This window comes from Burkholderia sp. AU18528, assembly GCF_002223215.2.
Lineage (GTDB): Bacteria > Pseudomonadota > Gammaproteobacteria > Burkholderiales > Burkholderiaceae > Burkholderia > Burkholderia semiarida.
This window is the reverse complement of the sequence record NZ_NKFC02000006.1, coordinates 1,801,152-1,820,927: the sequence shown is the minus strand read 5'-3', so window position 1 is coordinate 1,820,927 and position 19,776 is coordinate 1,801,152. Positions and strand designations below refer to the sequence as shown.

Sequence of the window (19,776 nt, the reverse complement as noted above, 5' to 3'; positions counted from 1 at the left end):
CATCTTCTTTAGCTGAATGCTGCCGGTCGGAACCTGAACGCCAATGCGGCGGTGATTGCGACGACCGGCGATGCCGTGCTCGCGGCGAACAACGACGCCAATTTGAATGCGGTTCGCCAGAGCAGTCAGGATGCGGTGAAGTGGGATGCGCGCAATCATGCCGAGCATTCGGCGTCGATCGACACGGGCACGCAGATCGCGACGGGCGGCAATCTGGCGATCGTGGCGGGCCATGACGTGAATGCGACGGCCGCGTATGCGAATGCGCAGGGTGCGATTGGCGTGAGCGCCGGGCACGATGTCAATCTGAATGCCGGTGAACAAAGCGCGAGCGCGAACGACGAGCACTATCGCAAGGAAAATGGCTTCCTGTCGTCGAAATCGACGCACACGATCGATTCGAGCAGTTACACCAATGCGGTGGGCACGACGTTGTCGGGCAATACCGTCGCGGTGCAGGCAGGCAATGACCTGACGGCGAAGGCCGCGACGATTGCGGCAACCAACGATGTGAGTCTTTCTGCGGGTCACGACCTGACGGTTACGACAGGGGACACGGCCTCGAGCGAATATCACTACAAGGACGTGAAGAAGTCGGGCCTCGGTAGCGCGGGCGCCGGGATCTCGTACGGCACGAACCAGACCATCGATACCAGTCGCGACACGGTGAAGGGGGCGCAGGGCGGCCTGATCGGCAGCACCGACGGTAGCGTGTCGAAGCAAATCACCTACGATCCAGTAGGGAGGAAGTGGAGTCGCCACGTCGGGGGATCCACTGCGTTCTAGTTCGGAGTTGGTTTCGGTGGTGTTACAAAGGCTCCCAACTTCAATGGGAACGCTGCGGGTGGTTATTCCGGTCAGGTACCCAATCCATTCGTGAAATGATAGAGCGGAGATATGAAGAAGTTGTCTGAAAAGAAATTAATTTTTTTCCTTATTTGGATTGTGATGGGGGCTTTGGTTGTTTCCCAGACTCCAACAATTTCAACTTCTAAATCAAAATTGGAAATTATGATTTCGGATTTGAGTTACCTTCTTGATAATGCAACAATTTTGTCCCGGCGTGAAAGTGCAAAAACGGGGTCGGCTCTTGCGCTCTATGATGTGGATGCATCGACTTTCGGTGAAAGGGAAGAAAAACGTCTCAAAAATTCTCTAGAAGAAAAGGGGTGGGTGTTTTGGGGGATAGATGGTGGGGCATATGTAATGTGCAAGAGTGGAATGAGAGCGTCTCTTTATGAAAAAACTGACAATCCGGAATTGAATAGGGTAGGAAGACGTGTCCTTTCTGTAAGCATGGAATTCAATTCTGGAACAGAGGATCTCTGTCGTCGGAGAATGCGCTGATCGGTTTAATCGGTAATCGAATCAGGACGAGCGATAGTGAGCGAAAGACAAGTCGAAGACTACATGCCCCCGCGCTCCACGCCATTGCGGCGGCCCGCGGCATGGCCGATCTGGTCGGCGCGACCGGCAATATGACCAAGGCATTGAGCGATCCGAACGGCAAGCCGGAGGCGAAAATCAATTCACGCAGGCGCGCGGATAACCCGCTGTTCAACCCCTTCGCCCACAAAAACGCGGACAGGTCCGGCCTGATGGAAGGCGAAAAAACGAGGGAAGCACACCTCAAAAAATCGACCGCCCCGAATACGTAGTCAACCATTCCAAAGCCCTGGTGCTGGCACTCCGGCAATATAAACCGACTGTGTCATTCCGGCGCTGACCAAGTGGGCAAGTGCCGCGCTGTCTTCGACGACCGGTTTCAGTCAACTCCAGTTGCTCGCCGTCACCGGCGTTCATTCATTCGAGCAGAGGTTAAGGCTTGGGCAAGAGACATTTAGACGGCCGAGTGCCGGGCGGTAGAAATCACTCGCTTTTGACCTTATGGTGCTCGCGGCGCATATGCAGTCGATCGTTGCGACCTACTATATGGCACTCGATCAGCTCCGCAGTGCAGCTAGAGACGCCCACGTTCGTCACGGCACTGCGTGATGCCCGCGAGCAGGTTAGGGAACACAGTGCGGTGGCGGTTTCCGCCGCCCCGAAACTAGGACCCCTTCCGTTGGCATCAATTCAATTTATTTCTTAACACATCGACTAGCCCGTCGAAGTCACCATTAAATTTTGCACAAACTGTTGCTGATAATCGGTCGAGGCATTGCTGCTTTGAAAGGGCAACATTTTTGCTAATTTCATAGAATTCGCTATGCTTGCCTGCCTGCAGGCCATATTCGAGGATGCCTTTTACTTCCTCGGGCTCTACAGAAAGAGCGGCAGCCGCCGCATCGCTAACCTCAGTCGCCTTCTGAATAATCCACGCTTCCGGCCACGTCTCACCTGGCAAATATGCAACGCGGTCCGCAAACCATTTTTGAAATTCGGCATCTGTTTTTTCCGCCATGCTCTTCGCATGTTTGAAATTTTCTTTTTCCAGAGCGCGTTGATCACCATCAAAAACGGCAAGAGTGGGCTTTTCATCCTTTCGAACATAAAGTGCAGCAAGCTGTCTAGCAATCGACGTTGCCGAGCCAATTACCTTGATGGTCACCCTAGTACGGATAGCAGCTGGAAGAATTGCCTGCAATAATGATTGGGCTACTTCATCTTCGACGAAGATATCCAGTTCATTGCCACCCGGTGCACCCATCTTGGCGAACGCAAAATCTGGGGAAATTCCCGCGATTAACTTTGTCTTATCACTCACCGTTTCAACATAAAATCTCGCATCGTCTGGCAAGCACTCGAAAATCTCTTTAGAATGTGTTGTGCAAATGACCTGGGTTTTCATCTCCAAACAGATTTCCTTGAGCTTCGCCATAAAAAGCCTTTGAGCTTTTGCGTGCAAACCCAGTTCAATCTCATCCATGACCAGTAGTGTGCCCTCTCCCGCGGAGTATATGGTCGAGAATATCTCAAATAGGGCATTTTCCCCGGCACCCATATTGAAGCCGGAATATGTGATCGCTCCAACTTTCACTATTGGAAGGCTATAGCGAGAATGTTCGAGATATCGAAAGTCGTCATATTTCTTTCCAAGAATATAACCAACTGTATCTCGTACTTTTTTCTCCCATCCTTTGGGCTTAACGCTCGCAAATGCCTTGGAATAAGACCGAGACTGGCTTCGTTCGCTGTGAGGAACGATGCGCTCAATACCCAGGAAAACTACAGTTCGATTGACGCGGGAGTCATAGTCGTTCCACTTTCCTCCCTTATTTTTTCTTCTTGTTTGATAGCCAAGCCCTTTCCCATCTGGCACTCTTTCTGAAGGCACCCATCCGTTGTGAGCAATTAAGTACCATATCACGATGCCGTCGGGGGTCTTCTCTTCTTTGTGCTGGATAAAAAAATCTGAAAAAGTGTAATATGGATATCTTCTTCGGGGTAGTTTGTAAGTGGTTTTGTCACCATGAAACGCGCAACAAGCAATCGCCAGAATCGTCGACTTTCCTGCGCCATTCACCCCCGCAAACGCCGTTATTGGGTAATTGAACTCGACATGAAGCGAGCCAATTCCTCTCAAAGCACCTTTTGTTATTTCAATTTCTCGAAGCAATGCTTTCGAAAAATCGTTGACAAACCATTGCCTTAGCTCTTTGTCTATTTTGTTTTCTTTGTATTTCATGCTGTCTCACTCGCGGGTTTTATTGGTATTGCCGCACGACGGTCCCCTCAATCGGTAATTGCAATCACATGCATTGACAACACGCGCCCACAAGGGCGGGGCGCGACTCTCGTCGACTAAGGAGATCCTGATGCTTGGTGTCCACAGAATTTTTACGCACGATGTTGGATGATGGTAACACTCGCGAAGCAATGCTGTTGGTTAGAGGCAGCTGGACTGGCCCAATTTTATACCAAGGCCAATCTACTGGATACGCTGGGAGGACAATGATCAAGAAGCGTAGTCCATTTACGCCAGCACCTTGAACGCCTCAACGGGATGAAGAGACGGGAAGCGCTAGAGGGACTGCTTTCGGGCCAATCTGAAAAGGGAAACGGCATCGCATGAACTCATGCCGATATATCGGGTCGACATACTTTGGTGCTTTGCAGGCAGTGATCATATTCATCTCCGACCGCGCGCGTCTCAATCTGGCTTGTCAGCAGACCTTCGTCAGCTCTCTGAAGAACGACGCGTTCGGGTCGATTGCTGCCGATGGCCGAATTTCCCATTGAGCGCTCTGGCGCGCGCCGACAGGAATCTGCCGCCGTCGCGCCACATGAGGCATGCTTGACTTCGACGCTTCAAAAGATCGAGCGCCCCGAATAGGTCGTCAACCATTCCAAAGCCCTGGTCCCCGCCAACGAATTCCCGTTCGCATCCAACCCCGGCGCCCACACGCACACCGCCATCTCCCCGGGCAGCACCGCGACGATCCCGCCGCCGACGCCGCTTTTCGCCGGCAGCCCGACGCGATACACGAAATCGCCGGCCGCATCATAGGTGCCGCAAGTCAGCATCAGCGCCGACAGCCGCTTCGCGGAACTCGAATCGACGATCCGCTCGCCGGTCGCCGGCGCGACGCCGCCGTTCGCAAGAAACAGCGCGGCGCTGGCGAGCTCGACGCAGTTCATCTCGATCGCACACTGCCGGCAATACGCGTCGATCACCGTATCGGGCGGCATCTGCATGTTGCCGAAGCTCGCCATGAAGTGCGCCATCGCGCGGTTGCGCTCCGCGTGCTGCAACTCCGACGTCGCGACGCGCGAGTCGTAGTCGATGTCGTTCGCGCCGATCAGCCGCCGCACGAATTCGACGAGCGCCGTCTCGGCCTTCACGAAGCGGCGGCACAGCACGTCGGTGACGACCAGCGCGCCCGCATTGATGAACGGATTGCGCGGCTTGCCGCGTTCGCTTTCGAGCTGAACCAGCGAATTGAACGCGGTGCCGGACGGCTCGCGGCCGACCCGTTCCCACAGCGCGTCGCCCAGCAACTGGAACGCGAGCGTGCAGGCGAACAGCTTCGAGATGCTCTGGATCGAGAAGCGCTCGTGCGCATCGCCGACCGTGTAAACGTTTCCGTCGAGCGTCACGACCGCCATCCCGAACTTGTCGGCGGGTACTTTCGCGAGTTCGGGAATGTAGTCGGCCACCCGTCCCTGGCCGATCCAGGGGGCGAGTTCGGTGTGGATGCGTTCAAGAATCGTCTGGTAATTCATCACGTCAGGCAGGATGGAAGCAGGGCCGGGATTCCGGCGAGCCCGTATGGAACCGTCCCGGCGCCGATTCGTCAAGCGCGGCCCGAGTCGCGCCCTTATTTTCGAGACAGCCAAACAGGCAAGCGGCGGGCGCAGTATCATGCGGTACGTTTCGGCCGATGGCCGGCGTCCGGCACCGGCCGGCGCCGCCGCGGCTTCCCCGATGACCCGACCGCTGCCCATGTCTTTTCGCATCCTGCTCGTCGAAGACGACACCCGTCTGTCCACGCTGATCGCCGGCTACCTGCGCAAGAACGACTATGAAGTCGACACTGTGCTGCATGGTGACGCCGCGGTGCCGGCGATCCTGTCCATTCGTCCCGATCTCGTCATCCTCGACGTGAATCTGCCCGGCAAGGACGGCTTCGAAATCTGCCGCGAGGCCCGCAAGCAGTACGACGGCGTGATCATCATGGTGACGGCGCGCGACGAGCCGTTCGACGAGCTGCTCGGCCTCGAATTCGGCGCGGACGACTACGTGCACAAGCCGGTCGAGCCGCGCATCCTGCTCGCGCGGATCAAGGCGCAACTGCGCCGCGCGCCCGCGCGCGTGGCCGAAGGCACCGCGCCGCAGCCGGAGCGCTACGCGTTCGGGAAGTTCTCGATCGACCGCACCGACCGCACCGTCGTGCTGCCCGACGGCAGCACGCCCGATCTGACGTCGGCCGAATTCGACCTGCTGTGGGCGCTCGTGTGTCACGCGGGCGAAGTCGTCAGCCGCGACGATCTGATGCTGCAGTTGCGCGGTGTCGAATTCGACGGCCTCGACCGCACGATCGACGGGCGCATCTCGAAGCTGCGCCGCAAGCTGCGCGACGACGCGAGCAACCCGCAGCGGATCAAGACGATCCGCAGCAAGGGTTATCAATTCAGCAAGCACGCGTGGGAATGAGGCCGCCTTCGCGCGACGCCGCCACGTTCCGCGCGAGCATGCCGCCCGCCGGCCGGGAGCCGCGATGATCCGACGAACCCGTTCGCACCCCGATGCACCGCCGCTGCCGACGCTGCGCTACGTCAAATGGCGCTGGCTGCACTTCCGCCGCGCGTGGACCGACACGCGCGCCGACCGCATTCCGAGCTGGTCGCGGCTGTACCTGCGCACCTACCTGCATCTGCTCGGCCTCGTCCTGCTGACCGCGCTGGTGCCCGCGCTCGCGCTGTGCGTCGAATTGTCGCCGCAGGTCGTGTGGCATGCGTTCGATTCGCTGCCGGGCGATATCTGGATCGTGCTCGCGTTCGTGTTCACCGCGCCGGCGCTCGCCGCGTATCGGTGGATGCGGCCGGTCTGGTCGGATCTCGTGATGGTGCGCGAGCGGGCGATCGACTTCACCGGCGGGCGCTTCAACACGCGTGCGCGCGAATCGCACAGCGTGATCATCGGCCCGCTCGCGCGCACGCTCAATGCGCTCGCGATGCGCATGGAGCGGCTGATCGCCGCGCAGCGCGACCTGACGAACGGGATCTCGCACGAACTGCGCACGCCGCTCGCGCGCGTGCGCTTCGCGCTCGAAATGCTGCGCGAACCGGGTTCGGCTGCCGAATACCAGGGCGCGCTCGAGAGCATCGCGCAGGACGTGACCGAGCTCGAGGAGCTGATCGACATGAGCCTCACGTATGCACGGCTCGAATACAGCTCGCTGCAGTCGAACCTCGAGATGACCGCGCCGGTCGCGTGGTTCGAGCATCAGGTGAGCGACGCGCAACTGCTGTATCCGGACCGTGCGATCGAGTCGCGCATCGCGATCGGGTCGGATTTGCGCGTGAAGATGGACCGGCGGCTGATGTCGTATGCGATGCGCAACCTGCTGCGCAACGCGAGCAAGTACGCGCAATCGCGGATCGTCGTCGGGATCTCGCTCGTGCACGGCAACATCGGGATCTTCGTCGAGGACGACGGCCCCGGCGTGCCCGAGAGCGAGCGCGAACGGATCTTCGACGCATTCGTGCGCCTGGACCGCCGTACCGGCGGCTACGGGCTCGGCCTGTCGATCACGCGACAGGTGCTCCACGCCCACAACGGCCGCATCGCGGTCGTCGATCCGGTCGAACTCGGCGGCGCGCGGTTCGAGATCAGCTGGCCGGTCTAGCGCCACGCCGCGAGGCCGATCCGCGGCAACCGTGAAGTCGATGGCCGCCGTCGAGACGGCGCCGCGGATACCGCCGCAGCGGCATCCGCGCATGCTCAATAAGTGCGGCCAAGCTGCAGGTAGAAGTTGCGTCGGCCGCCGGGGGCGAGCGCGACGCCGATATAGACGGGCCCGAACGCGGTCGACAGGCTCGTGAAGAACGTATAGCTCTGCTTGAGCGCGCCGCCGCCGATCTGCTGGCCGCTCGACCACACGTTGCCGACTTCCGCGCTGGCGCCCACCGACAGCGCCTTGACCGGCGACGCGTTGAACGTCATCAACTGGTTCATGTACGTGACCTGCCCGTACGCGAGCTCGTTGCCGTTCAGTTGGTCGGCCGCGTACGCGGACAGATGCTGGAAGCCGCCGAGCGTGAAGTTGAACGCGTTGATCAGGTTGGTGCCGCCGATGCTCTTGCCGCCCTCGATCGTCGCGCTGACGCTGTGCCGGCCGAACTGTTGCGCGATCATCGCCTTGCCGTAGATCTCGGTATAGGGTGCGTTGTTGATCCCGTCGGAGAATTCCTGCGCCGAGCCGCCGTTGCGCGACACCAGCGAGCGTTCGACGCGCAGCTCGGTGAAATAGCCCTTGCGCGGGAACAGCGGATCGTCGAGCTGGTCGATCACGAGCCGGGCGCGCGCGATCAGCGCCTGCGACGTGAAGCTCGGCCACAGCAGCGCCTGGCCGCTGCCGTCGTCGAACGGCAGGTTGTAGGTCGGCGAGCCGTGCCCGGTCACGTAACCGACGCCCATCCGGAAATCGCCGAGCCGCCCGATCGGCAAACCGAGATCGAGCCCGGCGCGCGCCGTCTGCATCAGGTACTGCGTGATCTTCACGTCGCCGGTGTCGTCGTACAGGTTCGCGTAGCGGCGCTGGTATTCCGCGTACGGCGACAGATAGACGCCGTATGCCATCGACAGCGGTTGACGGAACTCGATGCGCGCGGATTGCAGGTCGCTGCCGATCGTCGTGTCCGCGCGGAATTCGAGCCCCGATTCCGTGAGCCACGGCCGCCGGTAGCCGACGTGCAGGCGGAAGCCGCCTTCGTCGGTCGAACTGCTCGACATGCCGAGCCCGAACAGCAGGAAGTTGGGCCCCCAGTACTTCTCGCGCGCGTCGATCTCGAGCACGTTGTCGTCGCCGCGGCTCACGATCTGCTGCGTGACGCTCTCGAAGTTGCCGCCCGTCGTGAGCCCGAGCAGATCCTGGCTGACGGTCTTCGGATCGTAGATGTCGCCGGGTTTCACGTGCAGCGCGTTGCTGACGACGCGCTTGGGCACGCCGCCGCTGGTCTTGATGTCGATGCGCGTGATCCGGATCGGCGGCGGCAGCGGCTGCGCATGCGCGGACCGGTAGGCCGCGTACTGTTCCGGCGTGAGCGCGAAACGCCGCAGCTTCGGCAGCGCCGCGGTCGCGGCGATCTCGCCGGCGGCGATCGCCTGCTTCGCGTTCTGGAAATCGGTGAACGCGAGCGAGCCGAGGTCCGGCGTGAGCAGCACGTCGTGCGCGTCGAGCTGCTTGCGCTGCGCGGTCACGTTCTGGCGGATCAGGATGCCGACCATCTGCTGCATCACGTCGGCAGGCGACGCGAGCGCATCGAGCGGGCGCAGCGGCGAGCCGATGTCGACGGCGATCACGATGTTCGCGCCCATCTGCCGCGCGGTGTCGACGGGCAGGTTGCTGACGAGCCCGCCGTCCACGAGCGCGCGCCCGTTGATCTCGGCCGGCGCGAACAGGCCCGGCATCGCCATGCTCGCGCGAATCGCGAGCGGCAGCGAGCCGTGGTCGAGCACGACCATCTGGCCGGTCTGCAGGTCGGTCGCGACCGCGCGATACGGAATGGGCAGGTGGTCGAACGGCTGGTTGGTCGGCACGGCGGCCGTCCAGTTCGCGAGCAGCGCCTGCAGCCGGTTGCCCTGAACGAGGCCGACCGGCGCCTTGACGCCTTTCTTGCCGAAGCCGAGCGTCAGCCCGTTGATGTACAGGCGTTCGTCTTCCCGGCTGGTTTGCGGCAGGTCCGCGCGGTCCGTCACGTCGAACGCGATATCGGCCAGGTTGACCTCCGACAGCCGCTTCTGCATCTCGTCGGCCGCCATCCCGCTCGCGTACAGGCCGCCGACCACGGCGCCCATGCTGGTGCCCGCGATGCAGTCGATCGGGATCCGGTTGTCCTCCAGGACTTTCAGGACCCCGAGGTGTGCGTAGCCGCGCGCGCCGCCGCCGGACAGCACGAGGCCGATCGACGGGCGGCCGGCCGGGCCGCCGTCGGCCGCGCAGGTGTGCGCCGCGGCGGCGGGTGCGGCGGCAGCCGCGGCGTTGGCTGCGGCCGCAACGGTCGGGGCGGCGGCGGGTTCGGCGGCCGGCAGCGGTTGCGCGGCAACCGCGCAGCACCAGAAGGCAACGAGCGTCGTGCAGAGCGGGCGCAGCGGCGCCCAGCGGAAGGAAACGGTCGCTGTCATGGTGAACATACCTGGCGTGATCGTGCGTCGGAGGCCTGCCGGGAACAGGCAAGACCGAGAGATTACCGTGTTTTACAGGCCCGATGCGAGCGGCTGTTGCGTAGCCGGACGTGCGCGGGACGCCGTTTTCGGCAATTTCGTCGCGAAAAAATCATTGGAATTGGCTAAAGTATCGGAACGATTTGCCGCTAAGCTCGTGATGGGGCGGCATGCACGCGCGGCGAAAAGTGCGGCGCGGCTGTCCCGGCCCGCTCCTTCACAAAGGTTTGATATGTCGACACCGCTGTTCGGAAAGTTGTTTGCGCAACCCGTTGCGATCGACCCGGGAACGGCGAGTACGCGAATCTATACGCACGAACGCGGCGTGGTGCTGAACCAGCCGTCGGTCGTCTGCTTCCGCAAGGGCGGCGCGAGCGATGCGCGGCCCACCCTCGAGGCCGTCGGCGAGCTCGCGAAGGCGTTGCTCGGCCGCGAACCCGGGCATCTCGAAGCCGTGCGGCCCATGCGGCATGGCGTGATCGCGGACGCGCACGCGGCCGAGCAGATGATCCGCAGCTTCATCGACATGTCGCGCACCCGCTCGCGCTTCGGCCGCCGCGTCGAGGTCACGCTGTGCGTGCCGTCCGACGCGACGGCCGTCGAGCGCCGCGCGATCCGCGAGGCCGCGTTCGCGGCCGGCGTATCGGAGGTCGAACTGATCGAGGAACCGCTGGCGGCCGGGCTCGGCGCCGGTTTGCCGGTGACCGAGCCGGTCGGCTCGATGGTCATCGACATCGGCGGCGGGACGACCGAAGTCGCGGTCATCGCGCTCGGCGGCATCGTGTACCGCGAGGCGATCCGCGTCGGCGGCAGCCAGTTCGACGCCGCGATCGTCAACCATGTCCGCAACCTGTACGGCGTGCTGCTCGGCGAACAGACGGCCGAGCACGTGAAGAAGACGATCGGCTCGGCCACGAGCGCGGTGCCGCGCACGTCGACCCGCGCCGTCGGCCGCGGCATCGGCGACGGCCTGCCCCGCTCGGTCGAGCTGTCCAACCATGACGTCGCGGACGCGCTGGCCGCGCCGCTCAAGCAGGTGATCGGTGCGGTGAAGTCGGTGCTGGAAAACGCGCCGGCCGAACTCGTGACCGACATCGCGAATCGCGGCGCGGTGCTCACGGGCGGCGGCGCGCTGCTCGCCGATCTCGAACGCCTGCTGTACGACGAGACCGGGCTGGTCGCGCGGATCGCCGACGAGCCGTCCACCTGCGCGGTGCGCGGCGCCGGCGAGGCGATGGGGCGGCTCGCGATGTGTCCGGCGGATTGAGCCGGGCGGTGCTGCCTGCCGCGGCCGGGCGCACGCTCTCACATTCTTTTGATCTTCCAGTGGCCGGCCCGCTCGGCCGGCATCGGTCCATCGCATGGACAGGCGCGGGCGCGCCGTGCTAGCGTGACGCGCCCGTTCGGGGCCGGGCCGGCAGACGCCCCCGGCGACACCTGAGAGACCGAATACCTTGAAATATCGAACCAAACGGGGCTTCGCGGCCCGGGCCGGCCGCGTGCTGGCCGTCGTCGCGTGCGTCTGGGGCGCGGCGGCGGCCGCGATCGTCGTCCATGGCATGCGGATGCCGGGCGACCCGGCGGACGTCGCCGTGATCTTCGGCAACGCGCTCGACGAAACCGGCGCGCCGAAGCCCGTGCTCGCGGCCCGGCTCGATGTCGGCGTGGGTTGTTACCGCGCGGGGCAGTGCCCGGCGTTTCTGGTCAGCGGCGCGATCGACGGGCCCGGGCTGAACGAGGCGACGGCCATGCGCGACTACCTCGTCGCGCGCGGCGTGCCGGCGGACCGGATCGCCGTCGACGATCAGGGCGACAACACGCTCGCGACCGCGCAGCACACGCTTGCCTACCTGCGCGCGCATCGCCTGTCGCGCGTGCTGATCGTCAGCCAGTATTACCACCTCGCGCGGGCGCGCCTCGCGTTCGAGCGCGTCGGCATTGCGCGGTCGAACATCTCCGCCGCGTATCCGCGCCGCTTCCAGTGGCGCGATCTCTATTCGAGCTGGCGCGAGGTGCCGGCCTACGCGGTGTATGCGGTGCGGTTGTGGGTGAATCCCGATGCGCGGCCGGTTTCGTTTCGGCCGATGCTTTATCTGATGCGCCTGTTTTCGTGACGGGGCGGCCCGGAAGCGCGCGCTTCCGGTGCGGGTGGTTTCGTTGTTTTTTCCGGTTTTCTGTCGTCCGCGCCGGCCGCGCGGGTGTCATAGGCACTGAATAAATAATAGCGATTCTCGTTTCAGATGTCTTGAGGGGACAAAAATCAAAACAGTTTCGCCGACAGTTCCATAATCGAGGTCCGATCGATTTATTAAGCGGATGTTGATTATCTGCATGGATCATTCGTCGCGGTAAGAATATTGCACTGCAAAATCAGCGTGTATTGAATCGGGGCGATATATCGGTGTTTCCACCGATGCGGAACAATCGTTGTCTTTGCGAAAAATCAAGAAGGCCGGCGAAGAGTGTGTTTCATGTTATCGCTGCGCATCTGTCAGAAAGTAAAAAACTACACAACCGTCGGCCGTTGATCTGACAGGAAAATATCGACTGGAAAACGGTTTGAGTTTGATATAGCCTAGTCTGACGAAAGCGGGCAGTAATCAAATCAACCAGAAAGTCGCTGCAAAAAAACAGGGGCCGTCACCATGTCATTCGACTAGTTCCGCAGCCGCATTTCCGGGCCGATCAAAACAATCATCACGAATAAACCGACAGCGCATCGCGATTGCCGGGGAGGACGCTTTTATCCGCGATTTTCATACCCATACCAAAAACCGAAATCAATAAAGAGGGAAAGCATGAATCCTGCCCGTTCGAGAAAAGCGAGTGAGCCGTTTCCGAGACTGTTGCTGCCCACGGGCGTGTTTCTGGCGCTGTCGGGCGCGGGCATCGTTCCCGCCCAGGCGACCTGCAGCACCGCGGGCACCACGGTGACCTGCTCCGGCGCCGCGAACCCGCTGGCGCCCAGTTATTCGAACAGCGCCAACAACCTGAATGCGACGGTCAACCCCGGTGCAAGCGTCGGTGTGCTGCTCGGCGTCGGCGGCACGGCGATGTCGTTGACCGGCAGTAACGTCACGCTGACCAACAACGGCACGATCGACCCGTCCGTGCTCGGCTCGGGGCTCGGCGTGCTGTCGAGCGGTGCGGTGGTCGGCAACGCGGCGGCGAGCACCACGACCGTGACCAACAACGGCACGATGAACGGCTCGACCGGCGTCGCGATCAGCGGCGTGACCGGCATGGCGCTGTCGGTCCAGAACGGCACGGGCGGCACGTCGACGATCAACAACACCGGCACGATCGGCTCGTCCCCACTGCCCGGCGCGACCCTCGTCGGCGCCGATGCGCCGGTGGTCGCCGCATACGGCGGCGGCACGGTCAACATGACGAACAGCGGGACGATCACCGGCCGCGTGTCGCTCGGTTCGAACGGCACGCCGGGGCAGGGCAATACGTTCACCAACTCGGGCACGATCAACGGCGGCGTGTCGATGGGGGCGAACAGCACGAACACGTTCAATGCCGTGACGGGCTCGTCGGTCAACACGGCCGGCGGCACCGGCGGCGCGTTCAACATCACGATCGGCCCGGTCACGCTCGGCGTGGCCGCAACCGGCGTCGTCGACGGCGGCGCGGGCGGCAACAATACGCTCAACCTGCAGCAGGGCGCCGCGGCGAACGGCACGATCGCGGTCAACAACTACATCAACTTCAATCACCTCGACGTCACGAGCGGCAACTGGACCATCAACGGCGCGTCCACCGCGCAGGACGCGACGCTGACGGGCGGCGTGGCGATCATCAACGACAACGCGTCGCTCGGCACCGGGACCGTCACGGGCAACGGCGGTGCGTTGCAGGCGGGCACGGCGGGGCTCGACGTGTCCAACAACGTGTCGCTCGGCGCGGGCGGCCTGACGGTGCAGGGCGCGACCGGTCTGACGCTGTCCGGCACGGTGTCGGGCGGCGGCGCGCTGACGAAGAACGATGGCGGCACGCTGACGCTGTCCGGCGCGAACGGCTACACGGGCGGCACGAACCTGAACGGCGGCGGCCTGGTGGTCGGCAACAATTCGTCGCTCGGCACCGGCGCGCTGAACGTCAACGCGTCGGCATCGCTCGACACGAGCGCGAACGTGACGCTCGGCAACACGGTCAATCTCGCGACCGGCTCGACGCTGACGCTCGGCGGCAGCAACGATCTCGGGCTGACCGGCGCGATCGGCGGAAGCGGCGGCCTCGTGAAGAACGGCGCGGCGACGACGACGCTGACCGGCGCGAACACGTACACGGGCGGCACGACGATCAATGCGGGCACACTTGCACTCGGCGCGGGCGGCAGCCTCGCGTCGACGGGCACGATGAACCTGGCCGGCGCCGGCGCGACGCTGGATCTGGGCGGTGCGGCGGGCGGGCAGACGCTCGGCGCGCTGTCGGGTGTCGCGGGAACGAGCGTGAACCTCGGCGCCAATTCGCTGACGCTCGGCGGCAGCATCAATGCCACCTATGCCGGCACGATCGGCGGTTCGGGCAGCGTGACGCTGTCGGGTACCGGCACGCAATCGCTGACGGGCGCGAACACGTACACGGGCGGCACCAACCTGAACGGCGGCAACCTCGTCGTCGGCAGCAATACGTCGCTCGGCCTCGGTGCGGTGAATGTCAACGGTTCGTCGACGCTCGATGCGACTGCCAACGTGTCGCTCGCGAACGGCGTCAACATCGCGACGGGCACGACGCTGACGGTCGGCGGCAGCACCGATCTCGGCCTCGGCGGCGTGATTTCCGGCGGCGGCGGTCTCGTGAAGAACGGCGCGGCGGCGCTCACGCTGTCGGGCGCGAACAACTATGCGGGCGGCACGACGCTGAACGCCGGCGGACTGGTACTCGGCAACGCCTCGGCGCTCGGTACCGGCGCGCTGACCGTCGGCGGCGCGGCGACGCTCGATACGACCACGAACCTGTCGGTCGGCAATGCGATCAATCTCGACGCGAGCGCCGCACTCACACTGGGCGGCAGCAACAGCCTTACGCTGGGGGGCACGATTGCCGGCGCGGGCAGCCTCGTGAAGGACGGCGCCGCGACGACGACGCTGACCGGCACGAACACGTACACCGGCGGCACGACGATCAATGCGGGCACACTTGCGCTCGGCGCGGGCGGCAGCCTTGCATCGACCGGCGCGATGAATCTGGCGGGCGCGGGCGCGACGCTGGATCTGAGCGGTGCGACGGGCGGGCAGACGCTCGGCGCGCTGTCGGGCGTCGCGGGAACGAACGTGAACCTCGGCGCCAACGCGCTGACGCTCGGCGGCACCGCGAGCGGCACGTTCGGCGGGGTGATCGGCGGTACCGGCAGTCTCACGTTGTCGGGTACGGGCACGCAGACGCTGAACGGCGTCAATACCTACAGCGGCGGCACGAACCTCAATAGCGGCAGTCTCGTGCTCGGCAACGGCGGGGCGCTGGGCGCCGGCGCGCTGAACGTCGGCGGCGCGGCTACGCTCGATACGAATGCAGCCTTGTCGGTCGGCAATGCGGTCAATCTGGGCACGGGCGCCGCGCTGACGCTCGGCGGCAGCAACAGCCTTACGCTCGGTGGCGCGATTGCCGGCACGGGCAGCCTCGTGAAGGACGGCGCCGCGACCACGACGCTGACCGGTGCGAACACCTATACGGGCGGCACGACGATCAATGCGGGGACACTGGCGATCGGCGCGGGCGGCAGCCTTGCATCGACGGGCGCGATGAATCTCGCGGGCGCCGGCGCGACGCTGGATCTGAGCAGTGCGACGGGCGGGCAGACGCTGGGCGCGCTGTCGGGTGTCTCGGGAGCGAACGTCAACCTCGGCGCCAATGCACTGACGCTCGGGGGCACGGCGAGCGGCACGTTTAGCGGGGTGATCGGCGGCACGGGCAGCCTCACGTTGTCGGGCACCGGCACGCAGACGCTGAACGGCGTCAATACCTACAGCGGCGGCACGAACCTCAATAGCGGCAGCCTCGTGCTCGGCAACGGCGGGGCGCTGGGTTCCGGCGCGCTGACCGTCGGCGGCGCGGCCACGCTCGATACGAATGCGGCCTTGTCGGTCGGCAATGCGGTCAATCTCGCGACCGGCTCGACGCTGACGCTCGGCGGCAGCAACGATCTCGGGCTGACCGGCGCGATCAACGGAAGCGGCGGCCTCGTGAAGAACGGCGCGGCGACCACGACGCTGACCGGCGCGAACACCTATACGGGCGGCACGACGGTCAATGCGGGGACGCTGGCACTCGGCGCGGGCGGCAGCCTCGCGCCGACGGGCACGATGAATCTCGCCGGTGCCGGCGCGGCGCTGGATCTGAGCGGTGCGACAGGCGGGCAGACGCTCGGCGCGCTGTCGGGCGTCGCGGGAACGAACGTGAACCTCGGCGCCAACGCACTGACGCTCGGCGGTACGGCGAGCGGCACGTTCGGTGGGGTGATCGGCGGCACGGGCAGCCTCACGTTGTCGGGTACCGGCACGCAGACGCTGTCCGGCGCGAACACCTACACGGGCGGCACGACGATCGCTGGCGGCAGCACGCTGGCGCTCGGCGCGGGCGGCAGCCTTGCGTCCGGCAGTGCGCTGAACATGGCGGGCGCGGGGGCGACGTTCGACTTGAGCGGCGCGACCGCCTCGCAAACGCTCGGCACGCTGACCGGCGCGGCCGGCACGAGCGTGAACCTCGGCGGCAACGGGCTGACGCTGAGCGGCAACGGCAGCAACACGTTCGGCGGCGCGATCGGCGGCACCGGCGGCCTGACGCTGGCCGGCAGCGGCACACAGACGCTGACCGGCGCGAACACATACACCGGCGGCACGACGATCAGCGGCGGCGGCACGCTGGCGATCGGCGCGGGCGGCAGCCTCGCCTCGACCGGCGCGGTGAACCTCGCCAGCGCCGGTGCGACGTTCGACGTGAGCGGCGCGACGGGCGCGCAGACGATCGGCACGCTGACCGGCGCGGCCGGCACGAACGTCAACCTCGGCACGAATGCGCTGACGCTGAACGGCACCACCAACGGTACGTTCGGAGGAACGATCGGCGGCGCCGGCGGCCTGACGGTCGCCGGCACGGGCACCCAAACGCTGACGGGGGCGAACACCTACACGGGCGGCACGACGATCGCCGGCGGCAGCACACTCGCACTCGGCGCGGGCGGCAGCCTCGTGTCGGGGAGCGCCGTGAACCTCGCGGGCACGGGGGCGACGTTCGACGTGAGCGGCGCGACGGGCGCGCAGACGTTCGGTACGCTGACCGGCGCGGCCGGCACGAACGTGAATCTCGGCGCAAATGCGCTGACGCTGAACGGCAGCGGCAACGGTACGTTCGGTGGTGCGATCGGCGGGACGGGCGGCGTGACGTTCGCCGGCACGGGCACGCAAACGCTGACGGGGGCCAACACGTATACGGGCGGCACGACGATCGCCGGCGGCAGCACACTCGCCCTCGGTGCGGGCGGCAGCCTCGCGTCGGGGAGCGCCGTGAACCTCGCGGGCACGGGGGCGACGTTCGACGTGAGCGGGGCGACGGCCGCGCAGACGATCGGCACGCTGGCCGGCGCGGCCGGCACGAACGTGAATCTCGGCGCGAATGCGCTGACGCTGAACGGCAGCGGCAACGGTACGTTCGGCGGCGCGATCGGCGGGACGGGCGGCGTGACGTTCGCCGGCACGGGCACGCAAACGCTGACGGGTGCGAATACGTACACGGGCGGCACGACGATCGCCGGCGGCAGCACGCTCGCGCTCGGCGCGGGCGGCAGCCTCGCATCGACGGGCGCGGTGAATCTCGCGGGCACGGGTGCGACGTTCGACGTGAGCGGCGCGACCGGCACGCAAACGATCGGTGCGCTGTCGGGTGCGGCCGGCACGAACGTGAATCTCGGTGCGAACGCGCTGGCGCTGAACGGCAGCGGCAGCAATACCTTCGGCGGCACGATCGGCGGCTCGGGCGGCGTGACGGTGGCGAGCGGCACGCAGGTGCTGACCGGCGCCAACACGTACACGGGCGGCACCACGATCGCAGCCGGCGGCACGCTGCAACTCGGCAACGGCGGCACGTCGGGCAGCGTGGCCGGCGACGTCGTCGACAACGGTGCGTTGATCGTCAATCAATCGGGCAACGTGACGATCGCGAGCGTGCTGTCCGGCACCGGTTCGCTGACCCAGGCCGGCAGCGGGCAGCTCACGCTGACCGGCACGAACACGCTGAGCGGCCCGACCACGGTCGCCGCGGGCACGCTCGCCGTCAACGGTTCGCTCGGCCAGTCGACCGTCACCGTGCAGAACGGCGCGACGCTGACGGGCACCGGCACGATCGGCGGCCTCGTGGTGCAAGGTGGCGCGACGGCGGCCGCCACGCAGCCGGGCGCCGCGCTGAACGTAGGCGGCAACGTCACGTTCCAGCCGGGTTCGACGTTCCAGGTCGCCGCCACGCCGCAGCAAAGCGGCAGCCTCGCGGCGAGCGGCACGGCGACGCTGAATGGCGGCACCGTGCAGGTGCTCGCGAACCAGAGCACCTATCAGCCGGGCACGACGTACACGATCCTCAGCGCGTCGTCGGGCGTGCAGGGCGCGTTCACCCAGGTGAGCGCGAACTATGCGTTCCTCACGCCGACCCTCAGCTACGATCCGGGTCACGTGTATCTGCAACTGGCTCAGAACGGCACGTCGCTGCCCGACGTCGCCACCACGCCGAACCAACGCTCGGTCGCGACCGCGGTGGCCGCGCTCGGCACCGGCAATCCGCTGTACGACACGGTGCTGACGGCCGACGCGCCGACCGCGCGCCGCGCGTACGGGCTGCTCGGCGGCGAACTGCAGGCGAGCCTGAAGAGCATGCTGCTGCTCGACAGCCGCTATGTGCGCGACGCGGTGACCGATCGCGTCCGTCAGGGTCTCGCGCCCGGATCGGGCCCGCTCGCGGCGCTGTCGTCGGGCGGCGCCGCGCTGTGCGGCGACAACACGGCCGGCGTGGCCGACCCGACGCTGCCGCCGGAGCGCCGGATCGGTTCGCGCGACGGGTGCTACGGCGGGACGCCTTATCAGCCGGTCGTGTGGGGGCAGGCGTTCGGCGGCCGCAGCCGGCTCGCCGGCGACGGCAACGCATCGTCGATCAACCGCAGCATGACGGGCTTCATCGCCGGCGCCGACATGGCGTTCAACGACAAGTGGCGTGCGGGTCTGGCCGCGGGCGTCACGCACAGCTCGCTCGACAACGACCAGAGTTCGTCGGCGGCGGTGAACAGCTACTACCTGTCGCTGTACGGCGGCGCGCAGTACGGCGCGCTCGGCGTGCGCGGCGGCGCGTCGTACACGTGGTATCGCATCAACAGCGACCGGTATCCGGGCTTCGCGGGCTTCTCGGATCACGACTCGGCCGGCTACAACGCGCATTCGGCGCAGGTGTTCGGCGAAGTCGGCTACGCGCTGCCGGTCGGCCCGGTCGCGATCGAACCGTTCGCGGGCCTCGCGTACGTGAACCTGCATACCGACGGCTATACGGAAACCGGCGGCGCGGCCGCGCTGCGCGCCGGCGGCGAGACGGCCCACGTCGGCTTCTCGACGCTCGGCCTGCGTGCGGCGTCGCAGCTCGGCTCGATCGCGAGCGGCACGTTCACCGCGCGCGGGACGGTCGGCTGGCGGCATGCGTTCGGCAACGTGCGGCCGTCGTCGGCGTTCACGTTCGCGAACGGCGGCACGTCGTTCCAGGTATCGGGCGTGCCGATTGCTCGCGACAGCGCGGTGCTCGAAGCCGGCATCGACGCGAACATCACGAAGCGCCTGACGCTCGGCCTCACGTACAGCGGCCAATACGGCAGCGGCGTGCGCGACAACGCGATCCTCGGCAACATCCTGTGGAAATTCTGACCGGCGACTGACGTGCCCGTCCGCGGCGCCATGCGACGAAGCAACGTC

General features: G+C 65.2%; 11 protein-coding genes. 8 read left to right on the top strand and 3 right to left on the bottom strand.

What is annotated here, in order from left to right:
* Positions 1-75: 75 nt before the first annotated feature.
* From CFB52_RS25045 to CFB52_RS25040, 3 genes are all read left to right on the top strand, one after another.
* Positions 76-786 (top strand): hemagglutinin repeat-containing protein, encoded by a 711-nt coding sequence (locus CFB52_RS25045; protein WP_144029759.1) that lies wholly within the window; start codon positions 76-78, stop codon positions 784-786.
* 111 nt (positions 787-897) lie between these two features.
* A complete protein-coding gene (locus CFB52_RS34365) occupies positions 898-1,347 on the top strand; it encodes a hypothetical protein (protein ID WP_144029758.1) in 450 nt (149 codons plus the stop codon).
* A 101-nt stretch (positions 1,348-1,448) separates the two neighbouring features.
* Entirely contained in the window at positions 1,449-1,658 is a 210-nt protein-coding gene (locus tag CFB52_RS25040; RefSeq protein WP_099317720.1) for a hypothetical protein, read from the top strand.
* Positions 1,659-2,071: 413 nt separating this feature from the next.
* On the opposite strand, the gene CFB52_RS25035 is transcribed toward CFB52_RS25040, so the two are convergent.
* Positions 2,072-3,628 (bottom strand): ATP-dependent endonuclease, encoded by a 1,557-nt coding sequence (locus CFB52_RS25035; RefSeq protein ID WP_099317719.1) that lies wholly within the window; start codon positions 3,626-3,628, stop codon positions 2,072-2,074.
* Positions 3,629-4,251: 623 nt separating this feature from the next.
* The gene (locus CFB52_RS25030; protein WP_059584555.1) at positions 4,252-5,166 is read right to left on the bottom strand and encodes a glutaminase; all 915 of its coding nucleotides are present in this window, start codon (positions 5,164-5,166) and stop codon (positions 4,252-4,254) included.
* A gap of 220 nt (positions 5,167-5,386) precedes the next feature.
* Here CFB52_RS25030 and CFB52_RS25025 point away from each other — a divergent pair, with 220 nt between their 5' ends.
* Positions 5,387-6,097, top strand: coding sequence for a response regulator (locus CFB52_RS25025; protein ID WP_059584557.1), 711 nt, complete (start codon positions 5,387-5,389; stop codon positions 6,095-6,097).
* Between the two features lie 64 nt (positions 6,098-6,161).
* Entirely contained in the window at positions 6,162-7,292 is a 1,131-nt protein-coding gene (locus tag CFB52_RS25020) for an ATP-binding protein (RefSeq protein WP_059584559.1), read from the top strand.
* 95 nt (positions 7,293-7,387) lie between these two features.
* Here CFB52_RS25020 and CFB52_RS25015 read toward each other — a convergent pair whose 3' ends face one another.
* Positions 7,388-9,790, bottom strand: a complete 2,403-nt coding sequence (locus tag CFB52_RS25015; protein WP_060012010.1) for a patatin-like phospholipase family protein — start codon at positions 9,788-9,790, stop codon at positions 7,388-7,390.
* Between the two features lie 271 nt (positions 9,791-10,061).
* On the opposite strand from CFB52_RS25015, the gene CFB52_RS25010 reads away from it, so the two are divergent.
* The 3 genes from CFB52_RS25010 (at position 10,062) to CFB52_RS25000 (ending at position 19,728) form a co-directional block, all read left to right on the top strand.
* Positions 10,062-11,096, top strand: a complete 1,035-nt coding sequence (locus CFB52_RS25010; RefSeq protein WP_059639835.1) for a rod shape-determining protein — start codon at positions 10,062-10,064, stop codon at positions 11,094-11,096.
* A gap of 187 nt (positions 11,097-11,283) precedes the next feature.
* A complete protein-coding gene (locus CFB52_RS25005) occupies positions 11,284-11,943 on the top strand; it encodes a YdcF family protein (protein ID WP_060011829.1) in 660 nt (219 codons plus the stop codon).
* A gap of 684 nt (positions 11,944-12,627) precedes the next feature.
* On the top strand, positions 12,628-19,728 hold the full coding sequence (locus tag CFB52_RS25000) for an autotransporter-associated beta strand repeat-containing protein (RefSeq protein ID WP_099317718.1): 7,101 nt from the start codon (positions 12,628-12,630) through the stop codon (positions 19,726-19,728).
* The last annotated feature ends 48 nt before the right edge of the window (positions 19,729-19,776 follow it).

What these genes read in the sequence shown, in the direction of transcription:
- CFB52_RS34365 (WP_144029758.1), top strand. Translation starts at nt 898, where the DNA reads ATGAAGAAGTTGTCTGAAAAGAAATTAATTTTTTTCCTTATTTGGATT.
- CFB52_RS25040 (WP_099317720.1), top strand. Translation starts at nt 1,449, where the DNA reads ATGGCCGATCTGGTCGGCGCGACCGGCAATATGACCAAGGCATTGAGC.
- CFB52_RS25035 (WP_099317719.1), bottom strand. Translation starts at nt 3,628, where the DNA reads ATGAAATACAAAGAAAACAAAATAGACAAAGAGCTAAGGCAATGGTTT.
- CFB52_RS25030 (WP_059584555.1), bottom strand. Translation starts at nt 5,166, where the DNA reads ATGAATTACCAGACGATTCTTGAACGCATCCACACCGAACTCGCCCCC.
- CFB52_RS25025 (WP_059584557.1), top strand. Translation starts at nt 5,387, where the DNA reads ATGTCTTTTCGCATCCTGCTCGTCGAAGACGACACCCGTCTGTCCACG.
- CFB52_RS25020 (WP_059584559.1), top strand. Translation starts at nt 6,162, where the DNA reads ATGATCCGACGAACCCGTTCGCACCCCGATGCACCGCCGCTGCCGACG.
- CFB52_RS25015 (WP_060012010.1), bottom strand. Translation starts at nt 9,790, where the DNA reads ATGACAGCGACCGTTTCCTTCCGCTGGGCGCCGCTGCGCCCGCTCTGC.
- CFB52_RS25010 (WP_059639835.1), top strand. Translation starts at nt 10,062, where the DNA reads ATGTCGACACCGCTGTTCGGAAAGTTGTTTGCGCAACCCGTTGCGATC.
- CFB52_RS25000 (WP_099317718.1), top strand. Translation starts at nt 12,628, where the DNA reads ATGAATCCTGCCCGTTCGAGAAAAGCGAGTGAGCCGTTTCCGAGACTG.